The following is a 24,510-nucleotide window of genomic DNA, read 5'->3' as shown; positions in this document are numbered from 1 at the left end:
ACGCCGGCAGCAGAGAACGCCGGTAGCAGAGAAAGAGAACAGGAACGACCGTGGCCGACGAAGAGACCGTCCTCATCTGCCTGCCCTTCGCCGGGGCGGGCCCCTCCTTCTTCACGCCCTGGAAGAAGCTGGCCCCGGAGGGTCTGCGGATCCTCCCGGTGTCGCTGCCGGGCCGGGAGAAGCGGTTCCCCGAGCCCGCCCACACCTCGGCGGCCCCGGCCGTCGACGACGCGTACGCGCAGGTGACGGCGGTCCTCGGTGAGGAGGACGGGACCGGCGGCCCGGTCGTGCTGTTCGGGCACAGCATGGGCGCGGTCCTCGCGTACGAACTGGCGCACCGGATCGAGCGGTCGGGCGGGCCGATCCGCCTGGCCGCGCTGGTGGTCAGCGGTGCGCCCGGCCCCTGGACGCCGCGCACGGACCGGGCGGACGGGCTGCCGGACGAGGAGTTCGCCGCCCGGGTCCGGGCGTTCGCCGGATATGACCATCCGGCGCTGGCCGACCCGGAGATGCGGGAGCTGCTGCTGCCGACGCTGCGGGCGGACGTCCGGCTCCACGAGACGTATACGCCGTCCACGGACAGGCCGTTGGGTGTCCCGGTCATCTCCGTCCGGGGGCGGGAGGACGCCCTGGTCGGGGCGGCGGAGGCCGCCGAGTGGGGCCGGGCGACGACGGGGAAGCTGACGGTGGCCGAGCCGGCCGGCGGGCACATGTATCTCACCGAGCGGCCGGGCGAGCTGCTGGAGCTGGTGGCCGCCGAGGTACGCGCGGCGAGGGGCCGGTGACGGGCGGCGGTGGCCCGGGGCGTGCCGCCGGCGGACGTGGTCCTGGACCGGCGGGCGGCGGCACCCGGCTCGCCGGTCGTACGGCGCTGATCACGGGAGCGGCACGCGGTCTCGGCCGGGCCTGTGCGCTGGCGTTCGCCCGCGAGGGTGCGGACCTGGTGCTGCTGGACGTGGCGGGCGGGCTTCCCGGGGTGCCGTATCCGCTCGGTTCGGCCTCGCAGCTCGCGCACACCGGGCGGCTCTGCCGCGAGGCCGGGTCCGCCGTGCTGACCCGGCAGGCCGACGTCCGGGACCTCGCGGCGCTGGAGTCGGTGGCGGAGGCGGCCGAGGAGCGCTTCGGGCGGATCGACGTCCTGGTCAACAACGCGGGCATCGCCGCCCCTTCGGGCCGCCCGGCGCACGAGATCACCGAGGCCGAGTGGCAGCTGATGATCGACGTGGATCTGGGCGGTGCGTGGCGGGCTATCCGCGCGGTCGGCGGCCGGATGGCCGCTCAGGGGTCCGGTTCGATCGTCAACATCGCCTCGACGGCGGGCCTGGTGGGCTACCGGCACTTCGCGGGGTACGTCGCGGCCAAGCACGGTCTGGTCGGCCTGACGAAGGCGGTGGCCCTGGACTACGCGCCCCGGAAGGTCCGGGTCAACGCGGTGTGTCCGGGCTCGGTGCGGGACGACGAGGCGATGGAGGGCCGGATGCTGGCGGAGATCGCCCGCTCGCTGGAGGTGCCGGTCGCGGAGCACGAGGCCGCGTTCCTCCGGGACCAGCCGATGAACGCTCTGGTGGAGCCGGGCGATGTGGCGGACGCGGTGCTCTGGCTGGCCTCGGACGAGTCCCGGCAGGTAACCGGCAGCGTGGTGACCGTGGACGGCGGGTTCACCGCCCGCTGACCGTCGTATCAGCCGTTTCCCCTCCGTGGACGAGAGGTTGTGCACGTGCCGCCTGCCCATCATTCCCTGACGGTCCGTCTGCCGCCGTCCTTCGCCGATATCGCGCTCGCCGCCGCCCTGACGGCGGCGGCCGAACTGTGGTGGCCCGGGGAGCGCCGCCCCCGGCTGTGGACGGAGACCGTGCCCGCCCCGGCCGGGTCCGGCGCCGCCGCCCGGCGGCGCACGGCCGAGGCCGGCCGGCCGGTCGCGCCCGGCCACCGGCTGCGCGCGGTGCTGCTGCGGTACGCGGACGAGCGCCCCGCCGACCTCGTCCTGACCGCCGACGGAGCCGCGCTGGACGCCCGGTCGTTGCGGACCGTCGCCCGGGTGCTGCTGGGCGAGGTGCCCCCGGACGCGGTGTCGCCGCACGACGGGCCGCTCCCCCCGGACCTGCGCGTGGCCGAGGAGACCCGGGGGCTCGCCGTCGCGCTCGCGCTCACCGCAGGGCGGTACACGGGCGCGGCCACGGTGCGCGTCGCCGTCCCCGTACCGGCCCGGGACCGGCCTCCGTACGCGCTGGGGGCGCTCGACGGGTACGCGGTGTTCACGGCGGACCTGTCGCCCGGCCGGACGGTGGCCGACCTGCTCGCCACGGAGCCGGACCCTCCGGCCGAGGGCGAGGAACCGCCCGCGCTGATGCTGGCGGGCGACGGGGACGGACCCGCCACGCTGCCGACCGGTCCGGACGCCCTCCCCGTACCGGCGAGTCAAGTGGGGCGTGTACGAGAGCAGTTGGTGAGCGGCTCGCCCAACACCCCGCTCTCGGTCCTGGATCCGCTGAGCAAGGCGGAGTCGGCGGCGCAACTGACCGCCGGCTCACCGCGAAGGACCCCCGCCCTCCGCGTCGACGAGGCCTTCGCCGCCCAGGCCGCCGCCCGCCCGGACGCTCCCGCGCTCACCGCCGGGCCCGCCTCCCTCACCTACGCCGAACTGAACCACCTGGCCGAGGAGTTCGCCGACGGCCTGTACGCCCACGGCGTCCGCCCCGGTGACCTCGTGGGGCTCTGCCTGCCCCGCGGAGCCGACCTGGTGGCGGTGATGCTCGGCGTCCTGAAGGCGGACGCGGTCCACGTACCGCTGGATCCGGAGCATCCGGCGGACCGGCGTGAGCGCACCGCGAAGGACGCCGGGGTCCGGCTGACCGTCGAGGACCCGGCCGCCCTGACCGGCCACCCGCCCCGCCCCGCGGCGGAACGGAGGGAGGCCGGCGCCCCCGCCTACGTCATCCACACCTCGGGATCGACCGGCCGCCCCAAGGGGGTGCTCGTCCCGCACGCCAACGTCACGGCCCTGGTCGACGCCGTCCGCGACGACTTCGCCCTCTCCCCCGGCGACACCTGGACGTGCTTCCACTCGGCGGCGTTCGACTTCTCGGTGTGGGAGATCTGGGGGGCGCTGCTGACGGGCGGCCGACTGGTCCTCGTGGACCACTGGACCTCGCGCTCGCCGGAGGACTTCCACGCGCTGCTGGCACGGGAGCGGGTGAGCGTGCTGAGCCAGACCCCGTCGGCGTTCACCCAGCTCGCCGCCGCCGACCGGACGGGCGGCGGGCTGTCCGCCCTGCGGCTGGTGGTGCTGGGCGGCGAGCCGCTGGACGCCCGCCCGCTGCTGGACTGGTTCGACCGGCACCCGGAGGACCGCTGCCGGGTGGTCAACATGTACGGGATCACCGAGACCACGGTGCATGTCACGGCGGCCACGGTGACCCGCCGCGAAGCGCTCGCCGGGTCCCGGTCGGTGGGACGGCCCCTGCCGGGCTGGTCGGTCCGGGTGCTGGACGGACGCGGGCGGCCGGTGCCGCCGGGGGCGCCCGGGGAGATCCATGTGGGCGGGTCGGGCGTGGCGCTGGGCTATCTGCACCAGCCCGCCCTGACCGCCGAACGCTTCGTCCCGGACCCCCTGGACCCGGCCGGGCGGCTCTACCGCAGCGGCGACCTGGGGCGGCTGCTGCCCGACGGGACGCTGGAGCACCTGGGCCGGATCGACGACCAGGTGAAGGTGCGGGGCTTCCGGATCGAGCCGGGCGAGATCCGGCAGGTGCTGCTGGAGGACCCGGCGGTGTCGGCGGTCGCGGTCACCGTGACCGGCGGGGGCGGCGACGCCGCGGCCGTGCGGATCGACGCGTACGTGGTCCCGGCACCGGGGGCGGGCGAGGACGCCGGGCCCGTGCGGGCACGGGCCGCCCGGCTGCTCCCCCCGCACATGGTGCCCGTGACGGTGACCGTGCTGCCGGCCCTCCCCCTCACCGCGAACGGCAAGCTGGACCCGGCCCGGCTGCCCGCGCCCGGAGCACGCCGGACCCCTGCCCCACCGCCCCGCGTGGAGGCCTCCCCCACCACCGTCCTCGCCGCCATCTGGCGGGAGGTCCTCGGCGTCGAGGAGATCGGCCCGGACGACGGCTTCTGGGACCTGGGAGGCAATTCGCTGTACGCGATCCGCATCGCCACGCTCGCCCGGGAGCGCGGGCTGCCGGGCATACCGCTGCGGCAGCTGTATCTGACGCCGACGCTGGGGGCGCTGTCCGAAGCGCTGTTCCCGGAGGCGTGAGAGCGGCATGAGGAGGGGGCGACCGCGTCACGCCGGCCGCCCCCTCGCACGCGGTGGTTACACGAAGCGCTGGTTCGCGCCGCCGTCGCACTTCTGGAGCCTGAGCGGGTCCTTGGCCCCCGCCAGCGTCAGACACAGGTTCGTCGCGGCGGCCGGGCGGACGGTGCCCGCCTGCCGGACGAACTTCTGGTTGGCCGCGCCCGAGCAGTCCCACACGACGAGCGTGGCGCCGGCGTCGTACTTCGCGCCCGGCACGTCCAGGCAGCGGTCGTGGCTCAGCGCGGTCCGCGCCGTCTGCGTACCGGCGTCGTACCACCAGCTCTGGTTGCGCCCGCCGTGGCAGTCCCAGCCGCCGATCGCGGTGCCGTTACGGGTGACCGAGGCAGGCACGTCCGCACAGGCCCCGGTCGCCTCGTTCTTCAGCGGGGCGAACAGGTCGTCGAAGGCCGCTCCCGTCAGGACCGGCTTCCCCGTGCTCGCCGGGTCGGCGCAGCTCGCCTCGCGCAGCCCGGAGTCGTACAGCTGGGTGAGGCAGGAGGCGAAGGCCCGGTGGCCGGCCGCGTTGGGGTGGAAGGACTGCCGCACGGAGTTCTCGTCGGGCAGGCCCGGCTTGGTCACGTCGATGAACAGCCCGCGCGCCCAGGTGTCCTCGGTGCACACCTCGTGGCCGTGGAAGAGCCGCGAGTTGTCGAGGTAGGACGCCCCGGTGGCGGCGGCGGCCTTGCGCATGCCGACCTGGAAGGCGGGCACGGCGGTGTTGCGGCCCCAGACGGTGTCGGAGTCGTAGCCGAGCCCGCCGCAGACGAGCTTGCCGGGGAACTTCGGGTTGTCGCGGAAGTCCGGGCCGATCGGGCTCGGGTAGCCCATGAGGACGAGCCTGTAGTCGTTGTTGGCGTACCCGGCGCCCGTCATGACGGTGCGCAGGTCGCGGACGGTCTGCTCGACCTTGGGGACCAGCGCGTCGACCCGGGCCTGCCAGCCGCCCGCGTACTTCGGTTCGCAGGGGCCCTGGAGACTGATGTAGCGGACCACGCAGTCGGTCATGACCGGGCCGAACTGGAGGTCGTCGTTGGCCCCGGCGACCAGGACGATCATCTTGATGCGGGTGTTGCGGGCCTTGATCGCGAGGCTGTCGCTCTGCACGAGTTCGTCGGCGTACTGCTTGTTTCCGCCGATCTTGATGTTTCCGGTATAGGCGCCGGAACACGAGACGTTGTACGTGACGTCCGCCGCGATGCCCGTGCGGTGGATGGCGGCGTCCGGCGAGCGGTGGCACCAGTTGTCCGGCCCGTTGGTGCCGGGGTCGTAGGTGCCGACGCCCTCGCCGGAGATCTCGCTGTCGCCGAGCGAGATCAGCCCGGTCCTGCGGTCGCCGAGCGGGCGCTCGGCGGGGCTCCCGTACAGCTGGGTGGCCTCGGCGGCCCGGACGGCTTCCAGCGCGGGCGGGAGAGGGGTGGATGCGATAGAGCTGGTACCCGACTCCGTCGCGCCCGCGGGTCCGGCGGCGGCCATACCGCCGACGGCGGCCGCGAGAGCGACGGCGGCCGCGACCGTGACACGGAGCCGGCGAAGGCTTCCGAGCCCTCGAAGTCTGGTGCTGGTGCGCCTCATTGCGCCTCCCGGTAGTGGTTACCCCCGGTATTTACTGGTCGGTAGGCGACTTGGGAATACACGGAACAAGAGAAGTGCTCATCTTTTTCAGGAGGTTTAAACACCATGGTCGACACGTCAGGTGACACGCCCCGTGACAGCGGGTTCCGGATCGAGCACGACTCGATGGGCGAGGTGAAGGTCCCCGCGGATGCCAAGTGGCGCGCCCAGACCCAGCGGGCGGTGGAGAACTTCCCCGTCTCCGGGCAGCGGCTCGAACGGGCGCACATCGAGGCGCTGGCCCGGATCAAGGGCGCGGCGGCCAAGGTCAACGCCGAGCTGAAGGTACTGGATCCGGACATCTCCGCCGCGATCCAGGAGGCCGCCGCCGAGGTCGCCTCGGGCCGCTGGGACGCGCACTTCCCGGTCGACGTGTTCCAGACGGGCTCGGGCACCTCGTCGAACATGAACACCAACGAGGTGATCGCCACCCTCGCCACCGAGCGCCTCGGCCGCGAGGTCCACCCCAACGACCACGTGAACGCCTCCCAGTCGTCCAACGACGTCTTCCCGTCCTCCATCCACATCGCCGCCACCGCCGCCGTCACCGCCGACCTGATCCCCGCCCTGGACCACCTGGCGGAATCCCTGGGGCGGAAATCGGCCGAATTCGCGGAGGTCGTGAAGTCCGGCCGTACGCATCTGATGGACGCCACCCCGGTCACCCTCGGCCAGGAGTTCGGCGGCTACGCGGCCCAGATCCGCTACGGCGTGGAGCGGCTGCGCACCTCCCTTCCCCGGCTCGCCGAACTGCCGCTCGGCGGTACGGCGGTGGGCACCGGCATCAACACCCCGCCCGGCTTCTCCGCCGCCGTGATCGCGGAGGTCGCGGACGCCACGGGGCTGCCGCTCACCGAGGCCCGCGACCACTTCGAGGCGCAGGGCGCGCGGGACGGGCTCGTGGAGACGTCCGGCCAGCTGCGGACCATCGCCGTGTCGCTGACCAAGATCTGCAACGATCTGCGGTGGATGGCGTCGGGTCCGCGCACCGGCCTCGCCGAGATCGCGCTGCCCGACCTCCAGCCGGGCTCCTCGATCATGCCGGGCAAGGTCAACCCGGTGATCCCGGAGGCGGTCCTGATGGTCGCCGCCCAGGTCACCGGCAACGACGCGACGGTCGCCACGGCCGGCGCGGCGGGCAACTTCGAGCTGAACGTGATGCTCCCGGTCATCGCGAAGAACCTGCTGGAGTCCGTACGGCTGCTGGCAGCCGCCTCCCGGCTGCTCGCGGACCGTACGGTCGACGGCATCACCGCCGACGTGGAACGGGCCCGCGCCTACGCCGAGTCCTCGCCGTCCGTGGTGACCCCGCTGAACAGGTACATCGGCTACGAGGAGGCGGCGAAGGTCGCCAAGAAGTCGCTCAAGGACGGGACGACGATCCGCGAGACGGTCCTGGCCTCGGGGTACGTCGAGCGCGGCGACCTGACGATGGAGCAGCTCGACGAGGCGCTGGACGTGCTGCGGATGACGCGTCCGTGAGCGCGGGCCGCCAGGGCGCCGCCCGGTGACGTCCGAGGGCGCCCGGCGGCCCCCGGGGTGACCGCGTGACACCTGGGGTGGCCGTGACATCTGGGGTGGCCATGACGGCTGAGGTGTCCGGCGGATCGGGGCCGGGTGACCTGAGTCGCAGCGGGCCGGTGGGAGCGCTCCGTAAGATCCCTCCATGACAGGTACGGGAGAGCACGCACGCTGGGCGCCGGGGGACCGGATCCTCTGGCGCTACCGCGACAACGGCCGGGCCCACCGGACGGCCGGCGCCCCGCCCGTGCACATCTGCCGTCCGGTGACCGTGGTCCAGGACACCGACGAGCTGCTCGCCGTCTGGATGGCGCCCGGCACCGAATGCGTGCGGCCGGTGCTGGCCGACGGCACCCAGGTGCACGCCGAGCCGCTGGCCACCCGCTACACCGCACCCCGCACCACGGCCCGCTCGACCTGGTTCGGCTCCGGGGTGCTGAAGCTGGCCAGGCCCGGGGACCCGTGGTCGGTGTGGCTGTTCTGGGACCGGGGCTGGATGTTCCGCAACTGGTACGTGAATCTGGAGGAGCCCCGGACCCGGTGGTCCGGAGGCGTGGATTCCGAGGATCACTTTCTCGACATCTCCGTGAACCCCGACCGCAGCTGGAAATGGCTCGACGAGGACGAGTTCGCCCAGGCGCAGCAGGTCGGTCTGATGGACCGGGAGACCGCGGCACGGGTCCGCGCGGCGGGCCTCGCGGCGGTCGAGGTGATCACCGGGTGGGGGGCGCCGTTCCGGGACGGCTGGGAGCACTGGCGGCCCGATCCGCGGTGGCAGGTGCCACCGCTGCCGGATGACTGGGACCGCACCCCTGCCCGTATGCCGTCGTGAGACCCTGGAGAGACCCTTCGGGCGGTCCGGTCGGCAGGTCCGGTCGTACGGAGGGCTGATCACCGCAACCAGCGGTCACCACACCGGAACTGACCACAAGTCACCACACCGGTCGTGCGGAGGGACGGGCCACGGACCCGGACGTTCCGCTCGGTCGCGGGAGCCACTACGAGGGGGTGGAGACGTGCACGCTGTCCGCTGCCCTCTCACCGCGTCCGCCGTCGGCGGGGTCGCCCGTCGGCCATCTCCGAGGCGCTCGGTTTCGGCCCCTTCATCGGGGGCATCCGGTGACAGCCGTTGTTCTTCCCGCGCTTGCCGGGGCACAGTAACGCCCCACGAGGTGACTGCCTCATACAACCGGCCCGGACGGACGGAATCCCACGCGTGACGGAGCACCCCACCTCCCACGAAGGCCGGCAGCCTCTGGCGGCCCGGCAGCAGGAGCGCACCCGGCCCCGGCAGCAGGACGCCGCGGCAGCGGCCGCCGCTGCCGCGGTCCCGGCTCCGGCCGCCGCGCCGAACCCGGGTCCGGGAGCCGCCGCCGAGGCGCAGGCGGCCACCCGCCGCGAGGGCGACCGGCTGCGCTTCGTCGGCGCGGCCACCCGGCGGATCGCCCGGGGCATAGACCTGGACGAGATCGTCCTCGGGCTGTGCCGGGCCAGCGTGCCGACGTTCTCCGACGCGATCCTGGTCTATCTGCGCGACCCGCTCCCGGTGGGCGACGAGCGCCCGGTGAGCCCGTTCGTCCTGCGGCTGCGCCGCAGCGACCGGCTGCGCGTCAGCGGCGAGGAGGCCGGCGAGGCGACCGGATCGGAGACCGAGCGGCTGCGCCCGCTGATCCTCGACCCGCAGGCCGACCTGATGCCGGCCGCCGAGCTGTGCGAAGTGCGGGCGGGCGGTGCGCTGGCCGAGGTGCTGCGCGGGGTGCGGCCGGTCTTCGGCGACTCGGCGGCGGCGCGGGCCGCCCTGCCGGAACTGCTCGGCCCCGGCCGGTCCGTCCCCACCGGACACCGGGCGATCCTCGCCCCGCTGCGCGGCCGGCGCCGGGTCATCGGGGCCGCGGTGTTCGTGCGCGGCATCGAGCGCACCCCGTTCGAGGCCAGTGATCTGCTGGTCGCGGCGCAACTGGCGACGCACACCGCGCTCGGCATCGACAAGGCCGTGCTGTACGGGCGCGAGGCCTACATCGCCGACGAGCTGCAACGCACGATGCTGCCCGACTCGCTGCCCCAGCCCACCGGCGTCCGGCTCGCCTCACGCTATCTTCCGGCGGCCGAGACGGCCCGGGTCGGCGGCGACTGGTACGACGCGATCCCGCTGCCCGGCAGCCGGGTCGCGCTGGTCGTCGGCGATGTGATGGGCCACTCCATGACCTCGGCGGCGATCATGGGCCAGCTCCGGACGACGGCGCAGACCCTGGCGCAGCTCGACCTGCCGCCGCAGGAGGTCCTGCACCACCTGGACGAGCAGGCGCAGCGCCTGGGCAGCGACCGGATGGCGACCTGCCTGTACGCGGTCTACGATCCGGTCGCGCACCGGATCACCATCGCCAACGCCGGACACCCGCCGCCCGTGCTGCTGCACCTGGGCGGGCGGGCCGAGGTGCTGGTGGTGCCGCCGGGCGCCCCGATCGGGGTGGGCGGCGTCGACTTCGAGGCCGTCGAGCTGGACGCCCCGGCCGGCGCCACGCTGCTCCTCTACACCGAAGGCCTGGTGGAGTCGCGGCTGCGGGACGTGTGGACGGGCATCGAGCAGCTGCGGGAGCGCCTCGCGGCGACCGCGCAGCTCACCGGTGACGACCACTCGCCGCCGCTGGAGGCCCTGTGCGACGACGTGCTGGACATGCTCGGCCCGGGTGACCGGGACGACGACATCGCGCTGCTCGCCGCCCGCTTCGACGGGATCGCGCCGAGCGATGTGGCGTACTGGTACCTGGAGCCGGAGGACGCGGCTCCGGGCCGGGCCCGCCGGCTGGCCCGGCGGGCGCTGAGCCGCTGGGGTCTGGACGACCTGGCCGACGAGGTGGAGCTGCTGGTCAGCGAGGTCGTCACCAATGCGGTGCGCTATGCGGAGCGGCCGGTGACGCTGCGGCTGCTGCGGACCGACGTCCTGCGCTGCGAGGTCGGCGACGACTCGCCGCAGCTGCCCCGGCAGCGCCGGGCGCGGGAGACGGACGAGGGCGGGCGCGGGCTGTTCCTGGTCAACCGGCTGGCCCGGCGGTGGGGTGCGACGCGGCTGTCGACGGGCAAGGTCGTGTGGTTCGAGATGGCGCCCCGGGGGCAGTGACGAGCCCGCTGGAGGCTCCATGGGAGGAGGGGGCGGGCCCGCGGGCCCGCCCCCTCCTGTCGTCACGGCCTCACGGTCCGAACAGTCCGTTGCCGCCCGGCCGTTCGCCCGGCTGGCCGTCGTCCTCCCCGGGCTGGGGCGGCACCTCCGGGCTCGTGGGGGGCGTGGTGGTGGGCGTGCTGCTGGGCGGAGGCGGCGTCGACGACGACGGGGTGTCGCTGGGCGTCCCGCTGGGCGTCTCCTCGGAGGGCGTGTCCGACGGGGTCGGATCCTTGGTCGGGGTGGGGTCCTCGGAGGGGGTGTCGGACGGCGTCGGCGGGGCGGGCACCTCGCCGCGCTCCACGTCCTGGAGGTCGAACGTCTTGTCGGACCCGCCGCCGAGGGCGCCGAGGGTGTAGTCGGCCCAGATCCTGGCCGGGAAGCCGCTGCCGCTGGCGCGGCCGGAGTTGGCCGTACCGGTCAGGGAGACCTGCTTGCGGCCGCCGTCACCCTCGCCGAAGAGGGCCACGACCGTGCTCAGCTCCGGGGTGTACCCGGCGAACCAGGCCGACTTGTTGTCCTCGGAGGTGCCGGTCTTGGCCGCCGCGTCGTAGGCGGGGCTGTTGGCCGCGCCCCCGGAACCGGCGTCGACGACCCCGGTGAGCCCCTTGGTCACGGTGTCGGCCGAGGCGCGGCTGATGACCTGCTCCCGCTTGGGCTTCTCGGCGTTCACCGTGCGGTCGCGGTGCTCGGCGGACTGGAGGATGTGCGGGGTGACCTTCCGGCCGTGGTTGTCCAGCGTGGCGTACACGCCAGCCATGTCCCAGGTCGAGGCGTTCATGGTGCCGAGGGTGACGGCGGGGCGCTCGGGGAAGTTCTTGTCCGGTACGCCGAGGGCGAGCGCGGTCTCCTTCACGGCGGCGGGCGTCACGTCGACGATCATCTGCGCGAAGACGGAGTTGACCGAGCTGTTCAAGGCCTTCTGGACGGAGACCGGGCCGTAACTGCGGTCGTCCTGGTTCTGCGGGGCGAACGGGGTGTCGCTGCCGACGACCGGCCGCTTGCTGGTGCCGTCGTACATCGTGTTGAGCCCGATCAGGCTGCCGTCCTGCGTCTTCGACTCGTTCTCCAGGGCCGAGGCGAGCACCAGCGGCTTGAAGGTGGAGGCGGGCTGGTAGTCCTGGCGGGTGGCGTTGCTGATGTAGTGCTTGATGTAGTCCTCGCCGCCGTACAGGGCGACGACCTTGCCGGTCTTCGGGTCGACGGAGGTGGCGCCTGCCTGGACGGTGGCGTCGATCTTGTTGCCCTCGCGGTCGAGCTTGGACTCCAACTGGTCGTCCACCGACTCCTCCAGCGCCTTCTGGCGCTTCTTGTCGACGGTGAGGGTGAAGGTCCAGCCGCCCGCGTCGCGGTCCGCGGCGGAGACGCCCTGCTTGTCGAGCTCCCTGTTGGCGGCCTCGACGAGGTAGCCGGCCTGGCCCTCCATGCCCTGGGCGGGCTTGGGCTCCTGGGGGACGGGGAACTTCAGGCCGGATTTCTCGGACTCGGTCAGCCACTTCATCTCGACCATGTTGCGCAGGGTGTAGGCCCAGCGCTCCTTGACCAGCTTCTTGCCGGTGTCGGTCGCGGTGTTCCAGTCGTACTGGCTGGGGGCCTGGAGGAGGGAGGCGAGGTAGGCGCCCTGGGAGACGTTCAGGTCCTTGGCGTCGACGCCGTAGTACGCCTGGGCGGCGGCCTGGATGCCGCTCGCGCCGCGTCCGTAGTAGGCGGTGTTGATGTACCCGGCGAGGATCTTCTCCTTGGACTCCTGCTGGTCGACCTTGAGCGAGATCACCAGCTCCTTGAGCTTGCGGCTCACGGTGGGGTCCTGCGTCAGGTAGAAGTTCTTCACGTACTGCTGGGTGATGGTCGAGCCACCCTGCTTGCCCTTGCCGCTGACGGTGTTGAGGAGGGCGCGGGTGGTGCCCTTCAGGTCGACGCCCTGGTCCTTGTAGAAGGACTTGTTCTCGGCGGCGACGAAGGCGTGCTGGACCTTCTCGGGCACCTCGTCCAGGTCGACTATCTGGCGGTTGACGCCCTTGCCGGTCCGGGCGAGGACCGAGCCGTCGCTGTACTGGTAGACGTTGCTCTGCCGCTCCGCCATGGCGTTGGCGGCGGGGACGTCGACGTAGACGTAGAGCGCCCCGAAGGCTCCCATACCCAGCAGGACGATCCCGAAGAACGCGCCCAGCAGTTTCTTCCACGTGAAGAGTCTGCGTATGCCGCCGCTCTTCGGGGCCCGGCGCGACTCCCGCGCCTGGGCTCGTCGCGCATCCGCTCGACCCATTGGTGTGTTGCTCCCGCTTCTCTGCTCGACCGGCTCGCTCGGTTTCCTCAGTTCGCTCAGACCTGCCAGCTAACACCGCCGACAGGGACAAAAGACGAGCGATCCGGTCTTTTACGGACGTGAGAATCAGCACCCGTTCCCTAGGAACCGACTCCCCAGAGGTGGACAAGGTTGCGACAACCGTTAATGTGGAATCACATTGCTAGCGCGGTGCGAGACCGCGCCGAACGGGGGATCCCATGACCGCACAGCACGACGGCCACCGCCCGGGCGCACCGGCCGCCGACCTCTCCATCGACGCCCCCGACATGCCCGCCCCCCAGGTCAGGGAGGTCACCGCGCACTCCATCCCGGGTGGCGTCGGCCTGCTCCTGACCGTCGTCGGAGTGTTCGCCGGAGTCGGCCTCGCCATCGTCGGCGGGGTGATCGGGGCCGGCGGGAACAACGCGGTCGGCGTCCCGCTCTTCATCGTCGGGGTGCTCCTGGTGATCACCTCGTTCTTCTGCATGAGCGGTGTGAAGATGGTCGCTCCGGGCGAGGCCCGGGTGATCCAGCTCTTCGGCCGGTACGTCGGCACCATCCGCGCCGACGGGCTCCGCTGGATCAACCCGCTGACCTCCAGCCGCAGGATCTCCACCCGCGTCCGCAACCACGAGACCGCCGTCCTCAAGGTCAACGACGCCTACGGCAACCCGATCGAGCTGGCCTCGATCGTCGTCTGGAAGGTCGAGGACACCGCCCAGGCCCTCTTCGAGGTCGACGACTTCCGGGAGTTCGTCGCCACCCAGACCGAGGCGGCCGTGCGGCACATCGCCATCGAGTACCCGTACGACGCCCACGAGGAGGACGGCCTCTCGCTGCGCGGCAACGCGGAGGAGATCACCGAGAAGCTGGCCGTCGAGCTGACCGCCCGGGTGCAGGCCGCGGGCGTCCTGATCATCGAGTCGCGCTTCAGCCACCTCGCGTACGCCCCCGAGATCGCCTCCGCCATGCTCCAGCGGCAGCAGGCCGGGGCGGTCGTCGCGGCCCGCCAGCTGATCGTCGAGGGCGCGGTGGGCATGGTCGAGATGGCCCTGAGCCGGATCGCCGAGCAGGACATCGTGGAGCTGGACTCCGAACGGAAGGCGGCCATGGTCAGCAATCTGATGGTGGTGCTGTGCGGTGACCGCGCGGCTCAGCCGGTCCTCAACACGGGCTCCCTCTACCAGTGACCGACCAGACGCCTCCCCGGCGGACACCGGCGTCCCGGTCGCGGCAGCGCAAGCAGATGCTGCTGCGGTTGGACCCAGCGGTGCACGACGCACTCGCCCGCTGGGCCTCGGACGAACTGCGCAGCGCCAACGCGCAGATCGAGTTCCTGCTGCGGCGGGCGCTCGCGGAGGCGGGCCGGCTGCCGGGGGCCGCGCGTCCGATCGCCCGCCGGGGGCGGCCGCCCGGACAGCCGCCGGAGGAGCCGAAAGCCCCGCCGGAGCCCGGGGCGAGCACACCGCATCCTCCGCCCGGAGCCGACGCCCAGGACACCTCTTAGCACCGCGACCCCGGCCCTCCCTCATGGGCCGGGGTCGCTTTCCAGACGCGTATACACGGCAGGTATACACACCGTGTACAGTTCTTCTCATGTCTATCGGTCACACCCTCCTCGGGCTCCTGGAGTCCGGCCCCCGACACGGCTACGACCTGAAGCGGACCTTCGACGAGAAGTTCGGCCAGGACCGCCCGCTCCACTACGGCCAGGTCTATTCGACGATGTCCCGGCTCCTGAAGAACGGACTCGTCGAGGTCGACGGCGTCGAGAGCGAAGGAGGACCCGAGCGCAAGCGGTACGCCATCACCGACGCCGGGATCACCGATGTCTCGCACTGGCTGGCCCAGCCCGAGAAGCCGGAGCCCTACCTCCAGTCGACGCTCTACACCAAGGTCGTCCTGGCGCTCCTGACCGGTCGCAGCGCGGCCGATCTGCTGGACACCCAGCGCTCGGCGCACCTGCGGATGATGCGCGTCCTCACCGACCGGAAGCGCGGGGGCGACCTCGCCGACCAGTTGATCTGCGACCACGCCCTGTTCCACCTGGAAGCCGATCTGCGCTGGCTGGAACTGACCTCTGCCCGTCTCGACCAGCTCGCCAAGGTGGTGGCTCCGTGATTCCCGAAGGCTCTCTTCTCGCCGCGCACGATCTGCGCAAGACCTACGGCTCGACGCCCGCCCTGGACGGCGCGTCGTTCTCCGTGCACCCCGGCGAGGTCGTCGCCGTGATGGGCCCCTCCGGTTCCGGCAAGTCGACCTTGCTGCACTGCCTGGCCGGGATCATCACGCCCGACTCCGGCACCATCACCTACGCGGGCCGCGAGCTGTCCGCGATGTCGGACGCCGAGCGCAGCGCTCTGCGGCGCAGCGACTTCGGCTTCGTCTTCCAGTTCGGCCAGCTCGTCCCGGAGCTGACCTGTGTGGAGAACGTCGCCCTGCCGCTGCGGCTGAACGGCGTCAGGCGCAAGGCCGCCGAGCGCACCGCCCTGGAGTGGATGGAGCGCCTGGAGGTCGACGATCTCGGGGCCAAGCGTCCCGGCGAGGTCTCCGGCGGGCAGGGCCAGCGGGTCGCCGTGGCCCGTGCGCTGGCCGCGTCGCCGAAGGTGATCTTCGCCGACGAGCCGACCGGCGCGCTGGACTCCCTCAACGGCGAGCGGGTGATGGAGCTGCTCACCGAGGCCGCCCGTTCCGCCAATGTCGCCGTGGTCCTGGTGACCCACGAGGCCCGCGTCGCCGCCTACTCCGACCGTGACATCACCGTGCGCGACGGCCGGGCCCGCGACATGGAGCACGCCGTATGACGCTGCTCGAAGAAAGGCCGCCCGTCGCGCCACCGCGTCCGGCAGCTCCCACGCGGGGCGCGGTGACCCTCCGCGACCTCGGCCTCGGCATCCGCTTCGCCGCCGCCGGGGGCCGCGAGGGCTGGATCCGTACGCTGCTGACCGCCGTCGGCGTCGGCCTCGGCGTCGCCCTGCTGCTGCTCGCCTCCTCCGTACCGCATCTGCTCGACGAGCGGAGCGCGCGCGAGCAGGCCCGCAGCGAGTCCCGGATCTCCGACTTCCCCGACGCGAACGCCCCGAAATCGGACAGCTCGGTACTGCGGATCGACACGACCACCGAGTACCACGACCGGACCGTCGCGGGCCATCTCATGCGCCCCGACGGCTCGAAGCCCGTCCTGCCGCCGGGGATCGACCGCTTCCCCGCGCCGGACACGATGGTCGTCTCCCCCGCCCTGCGGGAGCTGCTCGACGAGCCGGGCAACGAGCTGCTGCGGGATCGGCTCCCGTACGAGATCACCGGCACGATCGGGGACGCGGGGCTGCTCTCCCCCGGTGAACTCCTCTACTACGCGGGCAGCGACACCCTGACGCCGGCCAACGGCGGCCACCGGATCGCCACGTACGGCGACGACCGCCAGGGCGATCCCCTCCCGCCCCTGCTGATCGTGCTCGTCATCATGGTCTGCGTCGTGCTGCTGGCGCCGGTCGCGATCTTCATCGCCACCGCCGTGCGCTTCGGCGGCGACCGGCGCGACCGGCGACTGGCCGCGCTGCGCCTGGTCGGCGCGGACATCCGGACGACCCGGCGGATCGCCGCCGGGGAGGCGCTGTTCGGCGCGCTGCTCGGGCTGCTGTTCGGCCTGGTGTTCTTCCTGGTGGGCCGCCAGTTCGTCGGCGCGGTGGAGATCTGGGACGTCAGCGCGTTCCCGGCCGACCTGGCGCCGGACCTCCGGCTGGCGTCGCTGATCGCTCTGGCCGTGCCGCTGACGGCCGTCCTCGTCACCCTGGTGGCGATGCGGTCCGTGGTGATCGAGCCGCTCGGCGTCGTGCGCCGGGGGCGTGAGCGGGGGCGCCGCCTGTGGTGGCGGCTGCCGGTGCCGCTGGCGGGTCTCGTGGTGCTCGCGCTCTGGGGCCGGGTCGAGGAGTACGCCCCGGTGAACCCGTTCCCGATCACCGCTGGCGCCGTGCTGGTGCTGTTCGGGCTCGCTCTGCTGCTGCCCTGGCTGGTCGAGGCCTGTGTGAACCGGCTGCGCGGCGGCCCGGTGCCGTGGCAGCTCGCCACCCGCAGGCTCCAGCTGAGCAGCGGGGCCGCGTCCCGCGCGGTCAGCGGGGTCACCGTGGCGGTGGCGGGGGCGATCGCCCTCCAGATGATGTTCGCCTCGATGAACGCCGACTTCAACCGGATGACGGGTGCGGACCCCACCCGGGCGCAGTTCGCCGGGTACTCCGAGAACGTCACGGGCGAGGGGGCCACCGCGGCCATCGAGCAGTTCCGCGCGACCCAGGGCGTGGACGTGGTCATCGGCTCGGTGGAGGCGTACGCGTCCAAGCCCGGCACGTACGCCGAGGACGAGGTCCAGCCCACCACCTCGCTGACCGTCGGCACCTGCGAGACCCTGCGCGAGCTGGCCCGGATCGGCGCCTGCGTGGACGGCGACACCTTCGTCGTCCACCCGGAGGACGACAAGGACATGACCGCCTGGGTCGACGAGACCGCCCGCAAGGGCGAGGTGGTCGAGATCGGCTCCGGGAAGAAGCCGATGCGGTGGACGCTGCCCGCCGACGCCCGGACCGTGACGGGCCGCACCGACCCGATGGGCGACCCCCACTGGGGGATCATGGCCACGATCGGCGCGGTCGACGCGGGCAAGCTGCCCGGGGCGACGATCACCACCCAGATCCGGGTCGACCGGAGTGTGCCGGACGTCGCCGAGTACGTACGCAACACTGCGGCCAGGATCGACCCCGGGATGCGCTTCGTCACGATCGACTCGGTGGAACGCGACCGCCAGTACGCCAGCATCCAGACCGGGCTCCAGGTGGGCGCGAGCGCGGTGCTGCTGCTGATCGCCCTGTCGATGCTGGTCTCCCAGCTGGAGCAGTTGCGTGAGCGCAGGCGGCTGTTGTCGGTGCTGGTGGCCTTCGGCACCCGGCGCTCCACGCTCGGCTGGTCGGTGCTGTGGCAGACGGCCGTGCCGGTGGTGCTCGGTCTGGTGGTGGCGGTCGCGGGCGGTCTGGGCCTCGGGGCGACGCTCGTCCACCTGATCGAGAAGGAGGTCTCCGACTGGTGGCTGTTCTGGCCGGTGACGGGGGTCGGGGGCGCGCTGATCCTGCTGGTCACCCTGTTGTCGCTGCCGCCGCTGTGGCGCATGATGCGCCCGGACGGACTGCGCACCGAGTGAGACCCGCACGACCCGCGTAGAGCCGGGGCCCCTGGGAACAGGGGCCCCGGTCCGCGTTCCGCGCGAGGGCGGCGCTCGCTACGGGCCCTCCGCCACCAGCCGCACCGGCAGCGGCCGCATCGCCTCGCGCAGGGCGGCCGCGAGCTCCGTGAACTCGCCGCCCCGCGCCGACCCGGTCCGCATCGCCAGCGCCACCCGCCGGGTGGGCGCCGGGTCCGCGAAGTACCCGGTGGCCAGCGCCTCGTTGCGGCCGGTCTCCACCGTCACCGCGGTCCGGGGCAGCAGCGTCACCCCGAGCCCGCCGGCCACCAGCTGCACCAGGGTGGAGAGCCCGGCGGCGGTCGTGGTCACCGGCGCGCCCTCGGTGCGGCCCGCCTCACGGCAGATGTCCAGGGCCTGGTCGCGCAGGCAGTGCCCCTCGTCCAGGAGCAGCAGCGGCAGTTCGCGCAGGGCGTCGCGCGGGATGTCCGCCCGGCCGCCGAGCCAGTGGTCCTGCTCCATGACCAGCACGAAGTCCTCGTCGAACAAGGGGATCTCGCTCACTCCGGGGACGCCGAGCGGCACGGCGAGCAGGAGCAGGTCGAGCCGCCCGGCGGCGAGACCCTCCAGCAGTGAGGAGGTCTGTTCCTCGTGGACCTGGAGGTCGAGGTCCACGTACCGCTCGTGGACGAGGCGGAGCACGGTGGGCAGCAGATACGGGGCGACGGTCGGGATCACGCCGAGCCGGAGCACTCCGGTGAACGGGGCCCGGACCGCCTCCGTTTCCTCCATCAGCGCGGCGACGGCCTCCAGCACCGCCCCGGCCCGCACGGCGAGCCGCTCCCCCGCGGGCGAGAGCAGCACCTTGCGCGTCGTACGCTCGATGAGCTGGACACCCAGTGCCTCCTCCAGGGTGGACACCGCTCCGGAGAGTGCGGGCTGACTCATCCCGATTGCTGCCGCGGCGTCCCGGAAGTGCAGATGCTCCGCCACGGCCGTGAAGGCGCGCAGCTGCGACAGGCTGGGCTGTTTGGCGGCCGACTTACCGGACTGCTTGGGGCGTATGCCCTGATTACCCTGGCCCACTGATAGGCACCTCCGATCATCTCGACCGAGTGTAGCTATTTCCGCGATCAATGCACTCTGTGCCAAGGTGGAACTCGTCCAACCCTCAGGAACGCCCCCAAAAGGGGAATTCCAGACGTTGCAAGGAGAGCGCGTGCTCACTGTCGGTGACAAGTTCCCCGAGTTCGACCTGACTGCTTGTGTCTCGCTGGAAAGCGGCAAGGAGTTCGAGCAGATCAACCACAAGACCTACGAAGGCAAGTGGAAGATCGTCTTCGCGTGGCCGAAGGACTTCACCTTCGTGTGCCCCACCGAGATCGCCGCCTTCGGCAAGCTGAACGAGGAGTTCCTGGACCGCGACGCCCAGGTCCTCGGCTTCTCCGGCGACTCCGAGTTCGTGCACCACGCCTGGCGCAAGGACCACCCGGACCTGACCGACCTGCCCTTCCCGATGCTGGCCGACTCGAAGCACGAGCTCATGCGTGACCTCGGCATCGAGGGCGAGGACGGCTTCGCCCAGCGCGCCGTCTTCATCGTCGACCAGAACAACGAGATCCAGTTCACGATGGTGACCGCCGGTTCCGTGGGCCGTAACCCCAAGGAGGTCCTGCGGGTCCTCGACGCCCTGCAGACCGACGAGCTGTGCCCGTGCAACTGGACCAAGGGCGAGAACACCCTCGACCCGGTCGCGCTCCTCTCGGGCGAGTGAGCTGATACCGACATGGCTCTCGACGAACTGAAGTCCGCCATACCGGACTTCGCCAAGGACCTGAAGCTGAACCTCGGCTCGGTCATCGGCAACAGCGACCTCCCGCAGCAGCAGCTGTGGGGCACCGTGCTGGCCTGCGCGATCGCCTCGCGTTCGCCGAAGGTGCTCCGCGAGCTGGAGCCCGAGGCGAAGGCCAACCTCTCCGCCGAGGCGTACACCGCGGCGAAGTCGGCGGCCGCGATCATGGCGATGAACAACGTCTTCTACCGGACCCGGCACCTGCTGTCGGACCCGGAGTACGGCACGCTCCGCGCGGGCCTGCGGATGAACGTCATCGGCAACCCGGGCGTGGAGAAGGTCGACTTCGAGCTGTGGTCGCTCGCCGTCTCCGCGATCAACGGCTGCGGCCAGTGCCTGGACTCCCACGAGCAGGTGCTGCGCAAGGCCGGCGTGGACCGTGAGACCATTCAGGAAGCCGTCAAGGTCGCTTCGGTGATCCAGGCGGTCGGTGTGACCCTCGACGCCGAGGCCGTACTCGCCGAGTAGTGACACCGCACCACCCCTGGTACGAGAAGAGCCCCGAGGACGACCGACCGTCCCCGGGGCTCTTCTTCCGTTCCGCTACTCCTGCGGGGGCTTGTTCTCCCGCGCCGGTTCGCCCGGCGGATCCTGCGGACCCGGTGGCGGCGTCTCCGGCCCCGCGTGCGCCGGGCTCATCGACAGCGCGGTGGCCCCGTGGTGGCCGCTCCGCTCGCCCGGTTCCCCGTACGAGCGCAGATAGCCGACCACCGTGTTGACCACGGCGACCAGCGGTACGGCGACCACCGCGCCGCCGATGCCCGCGACCAGGCCGCCGGTCGCCACCGCGAGGACCACCGCGAGCGGATGCACCCGGACGGCTCGGCCGAGGATGAACGGTTGCAGGATGTGGCCCTCGATCTGCTGCACCGCCAGGACCACCACCAGCGCCCACAGCGCGGTCCACACTCCCTCGGTGACCAGCGCGACGACCACCGCGAGCGCCCCGGAGACCACGGCGCCGACGAGCGGGATGAAGGCGAACAGGAAGATGAAGACCGCCAGCGGCACCGCGAGCGGAACGTTCAGGACGTAGAGGCCGAATCCGATGAAGATGGCGTCGATCAGGGCGACGAGCACCGTGCCGCGCACATACGCGGTCAGGGTGCGCCAGGCGCGCGGTCCGGCGCCGGCGACCCCGGGGCGGGCCGCGGCGGGCACCAGCTTGAGCGACCACTCCCAGATGCGCCGGCCGTCGTAGAGCAGGAACAGCGTGGAGAACATCGCCAGCAGCAGCCCGGTGAGGAACTCCACCATCACGGTGACGCCCTGGAGCCCGGCGGAGGTGATCTCCTCGGTGTTGGTGCCGATGGTGTCGTTGAGGTTCTTGGCGATGTCGTTGATCTGCGACTCGGTGACGTGGAAGGGGCTGTCGAGCGCCCAGCGCTTCAACTCGTCGATGCCGTCGCGGACCCGGTCGGAGAGCGTGTCGAGGTTGTCCATCACCTGCCACACCACGAACCAGCCGACCAGGCCGATGATGACGAACCCGAGGACGGCGGTCACGGCGGTGGCGAGCCCGTGGGGCAGCCCGAACCGCTTGAGCCGGACCACGGTCGGCTGGAGCATCGCGGTGACGAGCAGCGCGGCGGCGAAGGCCAGCACCACGAGCTGGACCGCGCTGATCACCCGCATCAGCACCCAGAGCGTCCCCGCCAGGACGAGGAGACGCCAGCCGGCCTCGGCGGCGACCCGCATCCCCCACGGGATCGCCGCCACCGGATCCGGCTTGGCGGCGACCGAGGGGGCGTACGAGGGTGGCGCGGGCACCTGCCCGGTGCCGTCGTCCTCCGGGACGGCGGAGCCCCCTCGCGCCGCGAGGTGGTCCTCGTCCTCGGCGGCGGCGCGCGCCCGCCGCTCGTCCAGTCGCGCGCCCAGCTCCGTCAGTTCGGAGCCGAAGCGGCCCAGCCAGCCCGGTAGTTTCGACATGCCTGCTTTCCTTCCCCCATCTTCGCCACCCAGCGCTCCGCGGCGTTTCGCCACGCTCCCCCGGACCGCCAGGATGCGACCGTACACGCGCGAGGCCCCTCACCGTCTGGACGGTGAGGGGCCTCGCGAGGTTGAGAGGGCGGTCCGTGGACCCCGCCCGCTCCCTCTAGTACCAGTTGTTGGCCTGCCAGAAGGACCAGGCGCCGCACGGGCTGCCGTAACGGCCGTCCATGTAGCTGAGGCCCCACTTGATCTGGGTGGCCGGGTTGGTCTGCCAGTCGGCGCCGGCGGACGACATCTTGTGACCCGGGAGCGCCTGCATCAGACCGTACGCCCCGGAGGACGGGTTGCTCGCGCGGTAGTTCCAGGTCGACTCGTGGTTCACGATGTTGCTGAAGCACTGGAACTGGTCCGCGGGGACCATCTGACGGGCCATCGCCTGGACGTCGGCCACGCTGTAGGAGCCTTGCGCGGAGAACGAGGCGGCGTCGCGGACGGAAGAACGGCTGGCGCGCTCGGCGTCTTCCTTCTTCTTCTTCTTCTCCTGCTCCGCCTTGCGCTCGGCCTCGACCCGGTCCTCGGCGGCCTGCTTCTTGGACTTGGCGTCCTTGGCGGCCTGGAGGCGGGCCGATTCCTCGGCCGACTTCTTCGCGGCGGCGTCGGCGGCGGATGCCTGGGCATCGGCCTGCTGCGTCAGCGAAGCGGTCTGGACCTGGGCCTGCTGGCCCGCGGGGATGTCTGCGAGCAGCGTGGTGTCGGCTGCGGCCGCCTCGAAGTTGTTGTTGTCGTCGGCGGCAGGTGTGCCGCCCGCAGCAACGCCTACGACGGCGCCAACGGTGGTGACCGCGGTGGCAGATGCCACGGCGAACCCCCGGACCGAGATCCGGCTCACATGATGTCCTTCCAGCATCGCCCGCTTAGGTGACCTCGCGGGCGCGTTCGTGCCCCTGGCACTGGCCTCCCTACTGCGTGGGTCACGGGAGACACGGGCCCGATGGGCAACCCCGGCGAGGGGCTGCCGCGTGGTGCTCGCGGGCGGCATACGGGCGTCTCGTGTTGAGTTGTGTGGTGCGTGGCGCCTCTGGAGGTGCCCAAGTGCCGTATGCGGGGCCTGACGGAAGCAAGACTCTGCCGGACGGGAGCACCGGGAGGCAATTCTGTCTTGCGTGGGAAAGGTCACACCTCGTTTGGCCCTCCGGTTTTTCGGAAATGACGGCGCAGCACCATGCCGCCCGGCTAAGCTCCTTGGCTCGCCGGGCGGCATCAAAAGGGCATGCGTGTCAGATGTGGCCTTCCTCCAGCATTTCGGTCACCAGCGCGGCGATCCGCGAACGCTCCGACCGCGTGAGCGTGACGTGGGCGAACAGCGGATGACCCTTCAGTTTCTCGACGACCGCGACGACTCCGTCGTACCGGCCGACCCGGAGGTTGTCCCGCTGGGCCACGTCGTGGGTGAGCACGACACGCGAATTCGCCCCGATCCGGGACAACACGGTCAGCAGGACGTTCCGTTCGAGCGACTGGGCCTCGTCGACGATCACGAACGCGTCGTGCAGGGACCGGCCGCGGATGTGGGTGAGCGGCAGGACCTCCAGCATCCCGCGCCCGAGCACCTCCTCGATGACCTCGCGCCCGGCGACCGCCGAGAGCGTGTCGAAGACCGCCTGCGCCCAGGGGCTCATCTTCTCGGCCTCGCTGCCGGGGAGATAGCCGAGCTCCTGCCCGCCCACCGCGTACAACGGGCGGAAGACCATCACCTTCTTGTGCTGCTGGCGCTCCAGCACCGCCTCCAGGCCCGCGCAGAGGGCCAGCGCCGACTTGCCGGTGCCGGCCCGGCCGCCCAACGACACGATGCCGACCTCGGCGTCGAGGAGGAGGTCGAGGGCGATCCGCTGCTCGGCGCTGCGCCCGTGGATGCCGAAGGCCTCCCGGTCGCCCCGCACGAGCCGTACGTTGCCCTCGGCCGTCACCCGGCCGAGCGCCTTGCCGCGCTCGGACTGGAGGACCAGACCGGTGTGCACGGGCAGCTCGGCGGCCTCGGGGACGTACAGCGTCTCCTCGGCGAACAGCAGGTCGATCTGTTCCCCGGCGAGGGACAGCTCGCCCATGCCGGTCCAGCCGGAGTCCGTGATGGCGAGCTCCGCGCGGTACTCCTCGGCGAGGAGGCCCACGGAGGAGGCCTTGATGCGGAGCGGCAGGTCCTTGGAGACGACCGTGACGTCGTACCCCTCGGCCTGGAGGTTGCGTGCGACCGCGAGGATCCGTGAGTCGTTGTCCCCCAACCGGTAGCCGGCGGGCAGGACGCCGGGATCGGAGTGGTTGAGTTCGACGCGGAGTGTCCCGCCCAGATCCCCGAGCGGGATCGGGGCGTCCAGCCGGCCGTACCGGACCCGGAAGTCGTCCAGCAGGCGCAGGGCCTGCCGGGCGAAGTAGCCGAGCTCGGGGTGATGCCGTTTGGCCTCCAGTTCCGTGACCACCACGATCGGCAGCACGACTTCGTGCTCGTCGAAGCGGGCCATGGCACCGGGATCGGCCAGCAGGACGCTGGTGTCGAGAACGTATGTGCGCCGGTCGGGCATGCGGCGCTTGCTACTGGTCACCACGGAAGGACGTACCCCCTCGGACGAGGTCGGGGAGTGCGACGGACGGTCGCGGAGCTTCCCGAAGGGAGAGGACGGACCGGGATCGG

19 protein-coding genes are annotated in these 24,510 nt (G+C 72.0%); 13 read left to right on the top strand and 6 right to left on the bottom strand.

Annotated features, from left to right (window positions below; all coding sequences use genetic code 11):
- Positions 1-50 precede the first annotated feature (50 nt).
- The 3 genes from ACIRJT_RS03740 to ACIRJT_RS03730 are packed head-to-tail and all read left to right on the top strand — an operon-like array spanning position 51 to position 4,258.
- Positions 51-785 (top strand): thioesterase II family protein, encoded by a 735-nt coding sequence (locus tag ACIRJT_RS03740; RefSeq protein WP_403903959.1) that lies wholly within the window; start codon positions 51-53, stop codon positions 783-785.
- On the top strand, positions 782-1,672 hold the full coding sequence (locus tag ACIRJT_RS03735; protein ID WP_403903957.1) for a mycofactocin-coupled SDR family oxidoreductase: 891 nt from the start codon (positions 782-784) through the stop codon (positions 1,670-1,672). The genes ACIRJT_RS03740 and ACIRJT_RS03735 overlap by 4 nt, the downstream gene beginning before the upstream one ends.
- Positions 1,673-1,717: 45 nt before the next feature.
- A complete protein-coding gene (locus ACIRJT_RS03730) occupies positions 1,718-4,258 on the top strand; it encodes an amino acid adenylation domain-containing protein (RefSeq protein ID WP_403903955.1) in 2,541 nt (846 codons plus the stop codon).
- 57 nt (positions 4,259-4,315) lie between these two features.
- Here ACIRJT_RS03730 and ACIRJT_RS03725 read toward each other — a convergent pair whose 3' ends face one another.
- Entirely contained in the window at positions 4,316-5,869 is a 1,554-nt protein-coding gene (locus tag ACIRJT_RS03725; RefSeq protein ID WP_403903952.1) for a ricin-type beta-trefoil lectin domain protein, read from the bottom strand.
- A 105-nt stretch (positions 5,870-5,974) separates the two neighbouring features.
- Here ACIRJT_RS03725 and ACIRJT_RS03720 point away from each other — a divergent pair, with 105 nt between their 5' ends.
- The 3 genes from ACIRJT_RS03720 to ACIRJT_RS03710 all read left to right on the top strand — a co-directional run bounded on the left by ACIRJT_RS03720 (position 5,975) and on the right by ACIRJT_RS03710 (position 10,547).
- The gene (locus ACIRJT_RS03720) at positions 5,975-7,390 is read left to right on the top strand and encodes a class II fumarate hydratase (protein WP_403903950.1); all 1,416 of its coding nucleotides are present in this window, start codon (positions 5,975-5,977) and stop codon (positions 7,388-7,390) included.
- Positions 7,391-7,574: 184 nt separating this feature from the next.
- Entirely contained in the window at positions 7,575-8,261 is a 687-nt protein-coding gene (locus ACIRJT_RS03715; RefSeq protein WP_402101591.1) for a DUF402 domain-containing protein, read from the top strand.
- A 384-nt stretch (positions 8,262-8,645) separates the two neighbouring features.
- On the top strand, positions 8,646-10,547 hold the full coding sequence (locus tag ACIRJT_RS03710; protein ID WP_403903947.1) for a SpoIIE family protein phosphatase: 1,902 nt from the start codon (positions 8,646-8,648) through the stop codon (positions 10,545-10,547).
- A 70-nt stretch (positions 10,548-10,617) separates the two neighbouring features.
- Here the strand turns inward: ACIRJT_RS03710 and ACIRJT_RS03705 are convergent, their stop codons facing one another.
- The gene (locus ACIRJT_RS03705; protein ID WP_403903944.1) at positions 10,618-12,852 is read right to left on the bottom strand and encodes a transglycosylase domain-containing protein; all 2,235 of its coding nucleotides are present in this window, start codon (positions 12,850-12,852) and stop codon (positions 10,618-10,620) included.
- A gap of 239 nt (positions 12,853-13,091) precedes the next feature.
- Here ACIRJT_RS03705 and ACIRJT_RS03700 point away from each other — a divergent pair, with 239 nt between their 5' ends.
- The 5 genes from ACIRJT_RS03700 to ACIRJT_RS03680 all read left to right on the top strand — a co-directional run bounded on the left by ACIRJT_RS03700 (position 13,092) and on the right by ACIRJT_RS03680 (position 18,061).
- Positions 13,092-14,063, top strand: a complete 972-nt coding sequence (locus ACIRJT_RS03700; RefSeq protein ID WP_403903941.1) for an SPFH domain-containing protein — start codon at positions 13,092-13,094, stop codon at positions 14,061-14,063.
- 56 nt (positions 14,064-14,119) lie between these two features.
- Positions 14,120-14,380, top strand: coding sequence for a hypothetical protein (locus ACIRJT_RS03695; RefSeq protein ID WP_403904461.1), 261 nt, complete (start codon positions 14,120-14,122; stop codon positions 14,378-14,380).
- Between the two features lie 89 nt (positions 14,381-14,469).
- Positions 14,470-14,994, top strand: coding sequence for a PadR family transcriptional regulator (locus ACIRJT_RS03690; RefSeq protein WP_403903938.1), 525 nt, complete (start codon positions 14,470-14,472; stop codon positions 14,992-14,994).
- Entirely contained in the window at positions 14,991-15,677 is a 687-nt protein-coding gene (locus tag ACIRJT_RS03685) for an ABC transporter ATP-binding protein (protein ID WP_018956159.1), read from the top strand. Before ACIRJT_RS03690 ends, ACIRJT_RS03685 begins: the two co-directional genes overlap by 4 nt.
- The gene (locus tag ACIRJT_RS03680; protein ID WP_403903936.1) at positions 15,674-18,061 is read left to right on the top strand and encodes an FtsX-like permease family protein; all 2,388 of its coding nucleotides are present in this window, start codon (positions 15,674-15,676) and stop codon (positions 18,059-18,061) included. The genes ACIRJT_RS03685 and ACIRJT_RS03680 overlap by 4 nt, the downstream gene beginning before the upstream one ends.
- Positions 18,062-18,139: 78 nt before the next feature.
- On the opposite strand, the gene ACIRJT_RS03675 is transcribed toward ACIRJT_RS03680, so the two are convergent.
- The gene (locus ACIRJT_RS03675; protein ID WP_403903934.1) at positions 18,140-19,126 is read right to left on the bottom strand and encodes a LysR substrate-binding domain-containing protein; all 987 of its coding nucleotides are present in this window, start codon (positions 19,124-19,126) and stop codon (positions 18,140-18,142) included.
- A gap of 133 nt (positions 19,127-19,259) precedes the next feature.
- On the opposite strand from ACIRJT_RS03675, the gene ACIRJT_RS03670 reads away from it, so the two are divergent.
- Positions 19,260-19,814: a peroxiredoxin gene (locus ACIRJT_RS03670; RefSeq protein WP_073957802.1), complete on the top strand. Its 555-nt coding sequence runs from the start codon at positions 19,260-19,262 to the stop codon at positions 19,812-19,814.
- 12 nt (positions 19,815-19,826) lie between these two features.
- Positions 19,827-20,360, top strand: a complete 534-nt coding sequence (locus tag ACIRJT_RS03665; protein WP_003966620.1) for an alkyl hydroperoxide reductase — start codon at positions 19,827-19,829, stop codon at positions 20,358-20,360.
- A 75-nt stretch (positions 20,361-20,435) separates the two neighbouring features.
- Here ACIRJT_RS03665 and ACIRJT_RS03660 read toward each other — a convergent pair whose 3' ends face one another.
- The 3 genes from ACIRJT_RS03660 to ACIRJT_RS03650 form a co-directional block, all read right to left on the bottom strand.
- On the bottom strand, positions 20,436-21,821 hold the full coding sequence (locus tag ACIRJT_RS03660; RefSeq protein ID WP_403903930.1) for an AI-2E family transporter: 1,386 nt from the start codon (positions 21,819-21,821) through the stop codon (positions 20,436-20,438).
- A 166-nt stretch (positions 21,822-21,987) separates the two neighbouring features.
- A complete protein-coding gene (locus tag ACIRJT_RS03655; protein WP_403903928.1) occupies positions 21,988-22,713 on the bottom strand; it encodes a transglycosylase SLT domain-containing protein in 726 nt (241 codons plus the stop codon).
- Positions 22,714-23,101: 388 nt separating this feature from the next.
- Entirely contained in the window at positions 23,102-24,424 is a 1,323-nt protein-coding gene (locus ACIRJT_RS03650; RefSeq protein WP_403903926.1) for a PhoH family protein, read from the bottom strand.
- Positions 24,425-24,510: the final 86 nt, after the last annotated feature.

This window comes from Streptomyces sp. NPDC102283, from assembly GCF_044766265.1.
Classification (GTDB): Bacteria; Actinomycetota; Actinomycetes; order Streptomycetales; family Streptomycetaceae; genus Streptomyces.
This window is presented reverse-complemented; position numbering and strand designations above follow the sequence as displayed.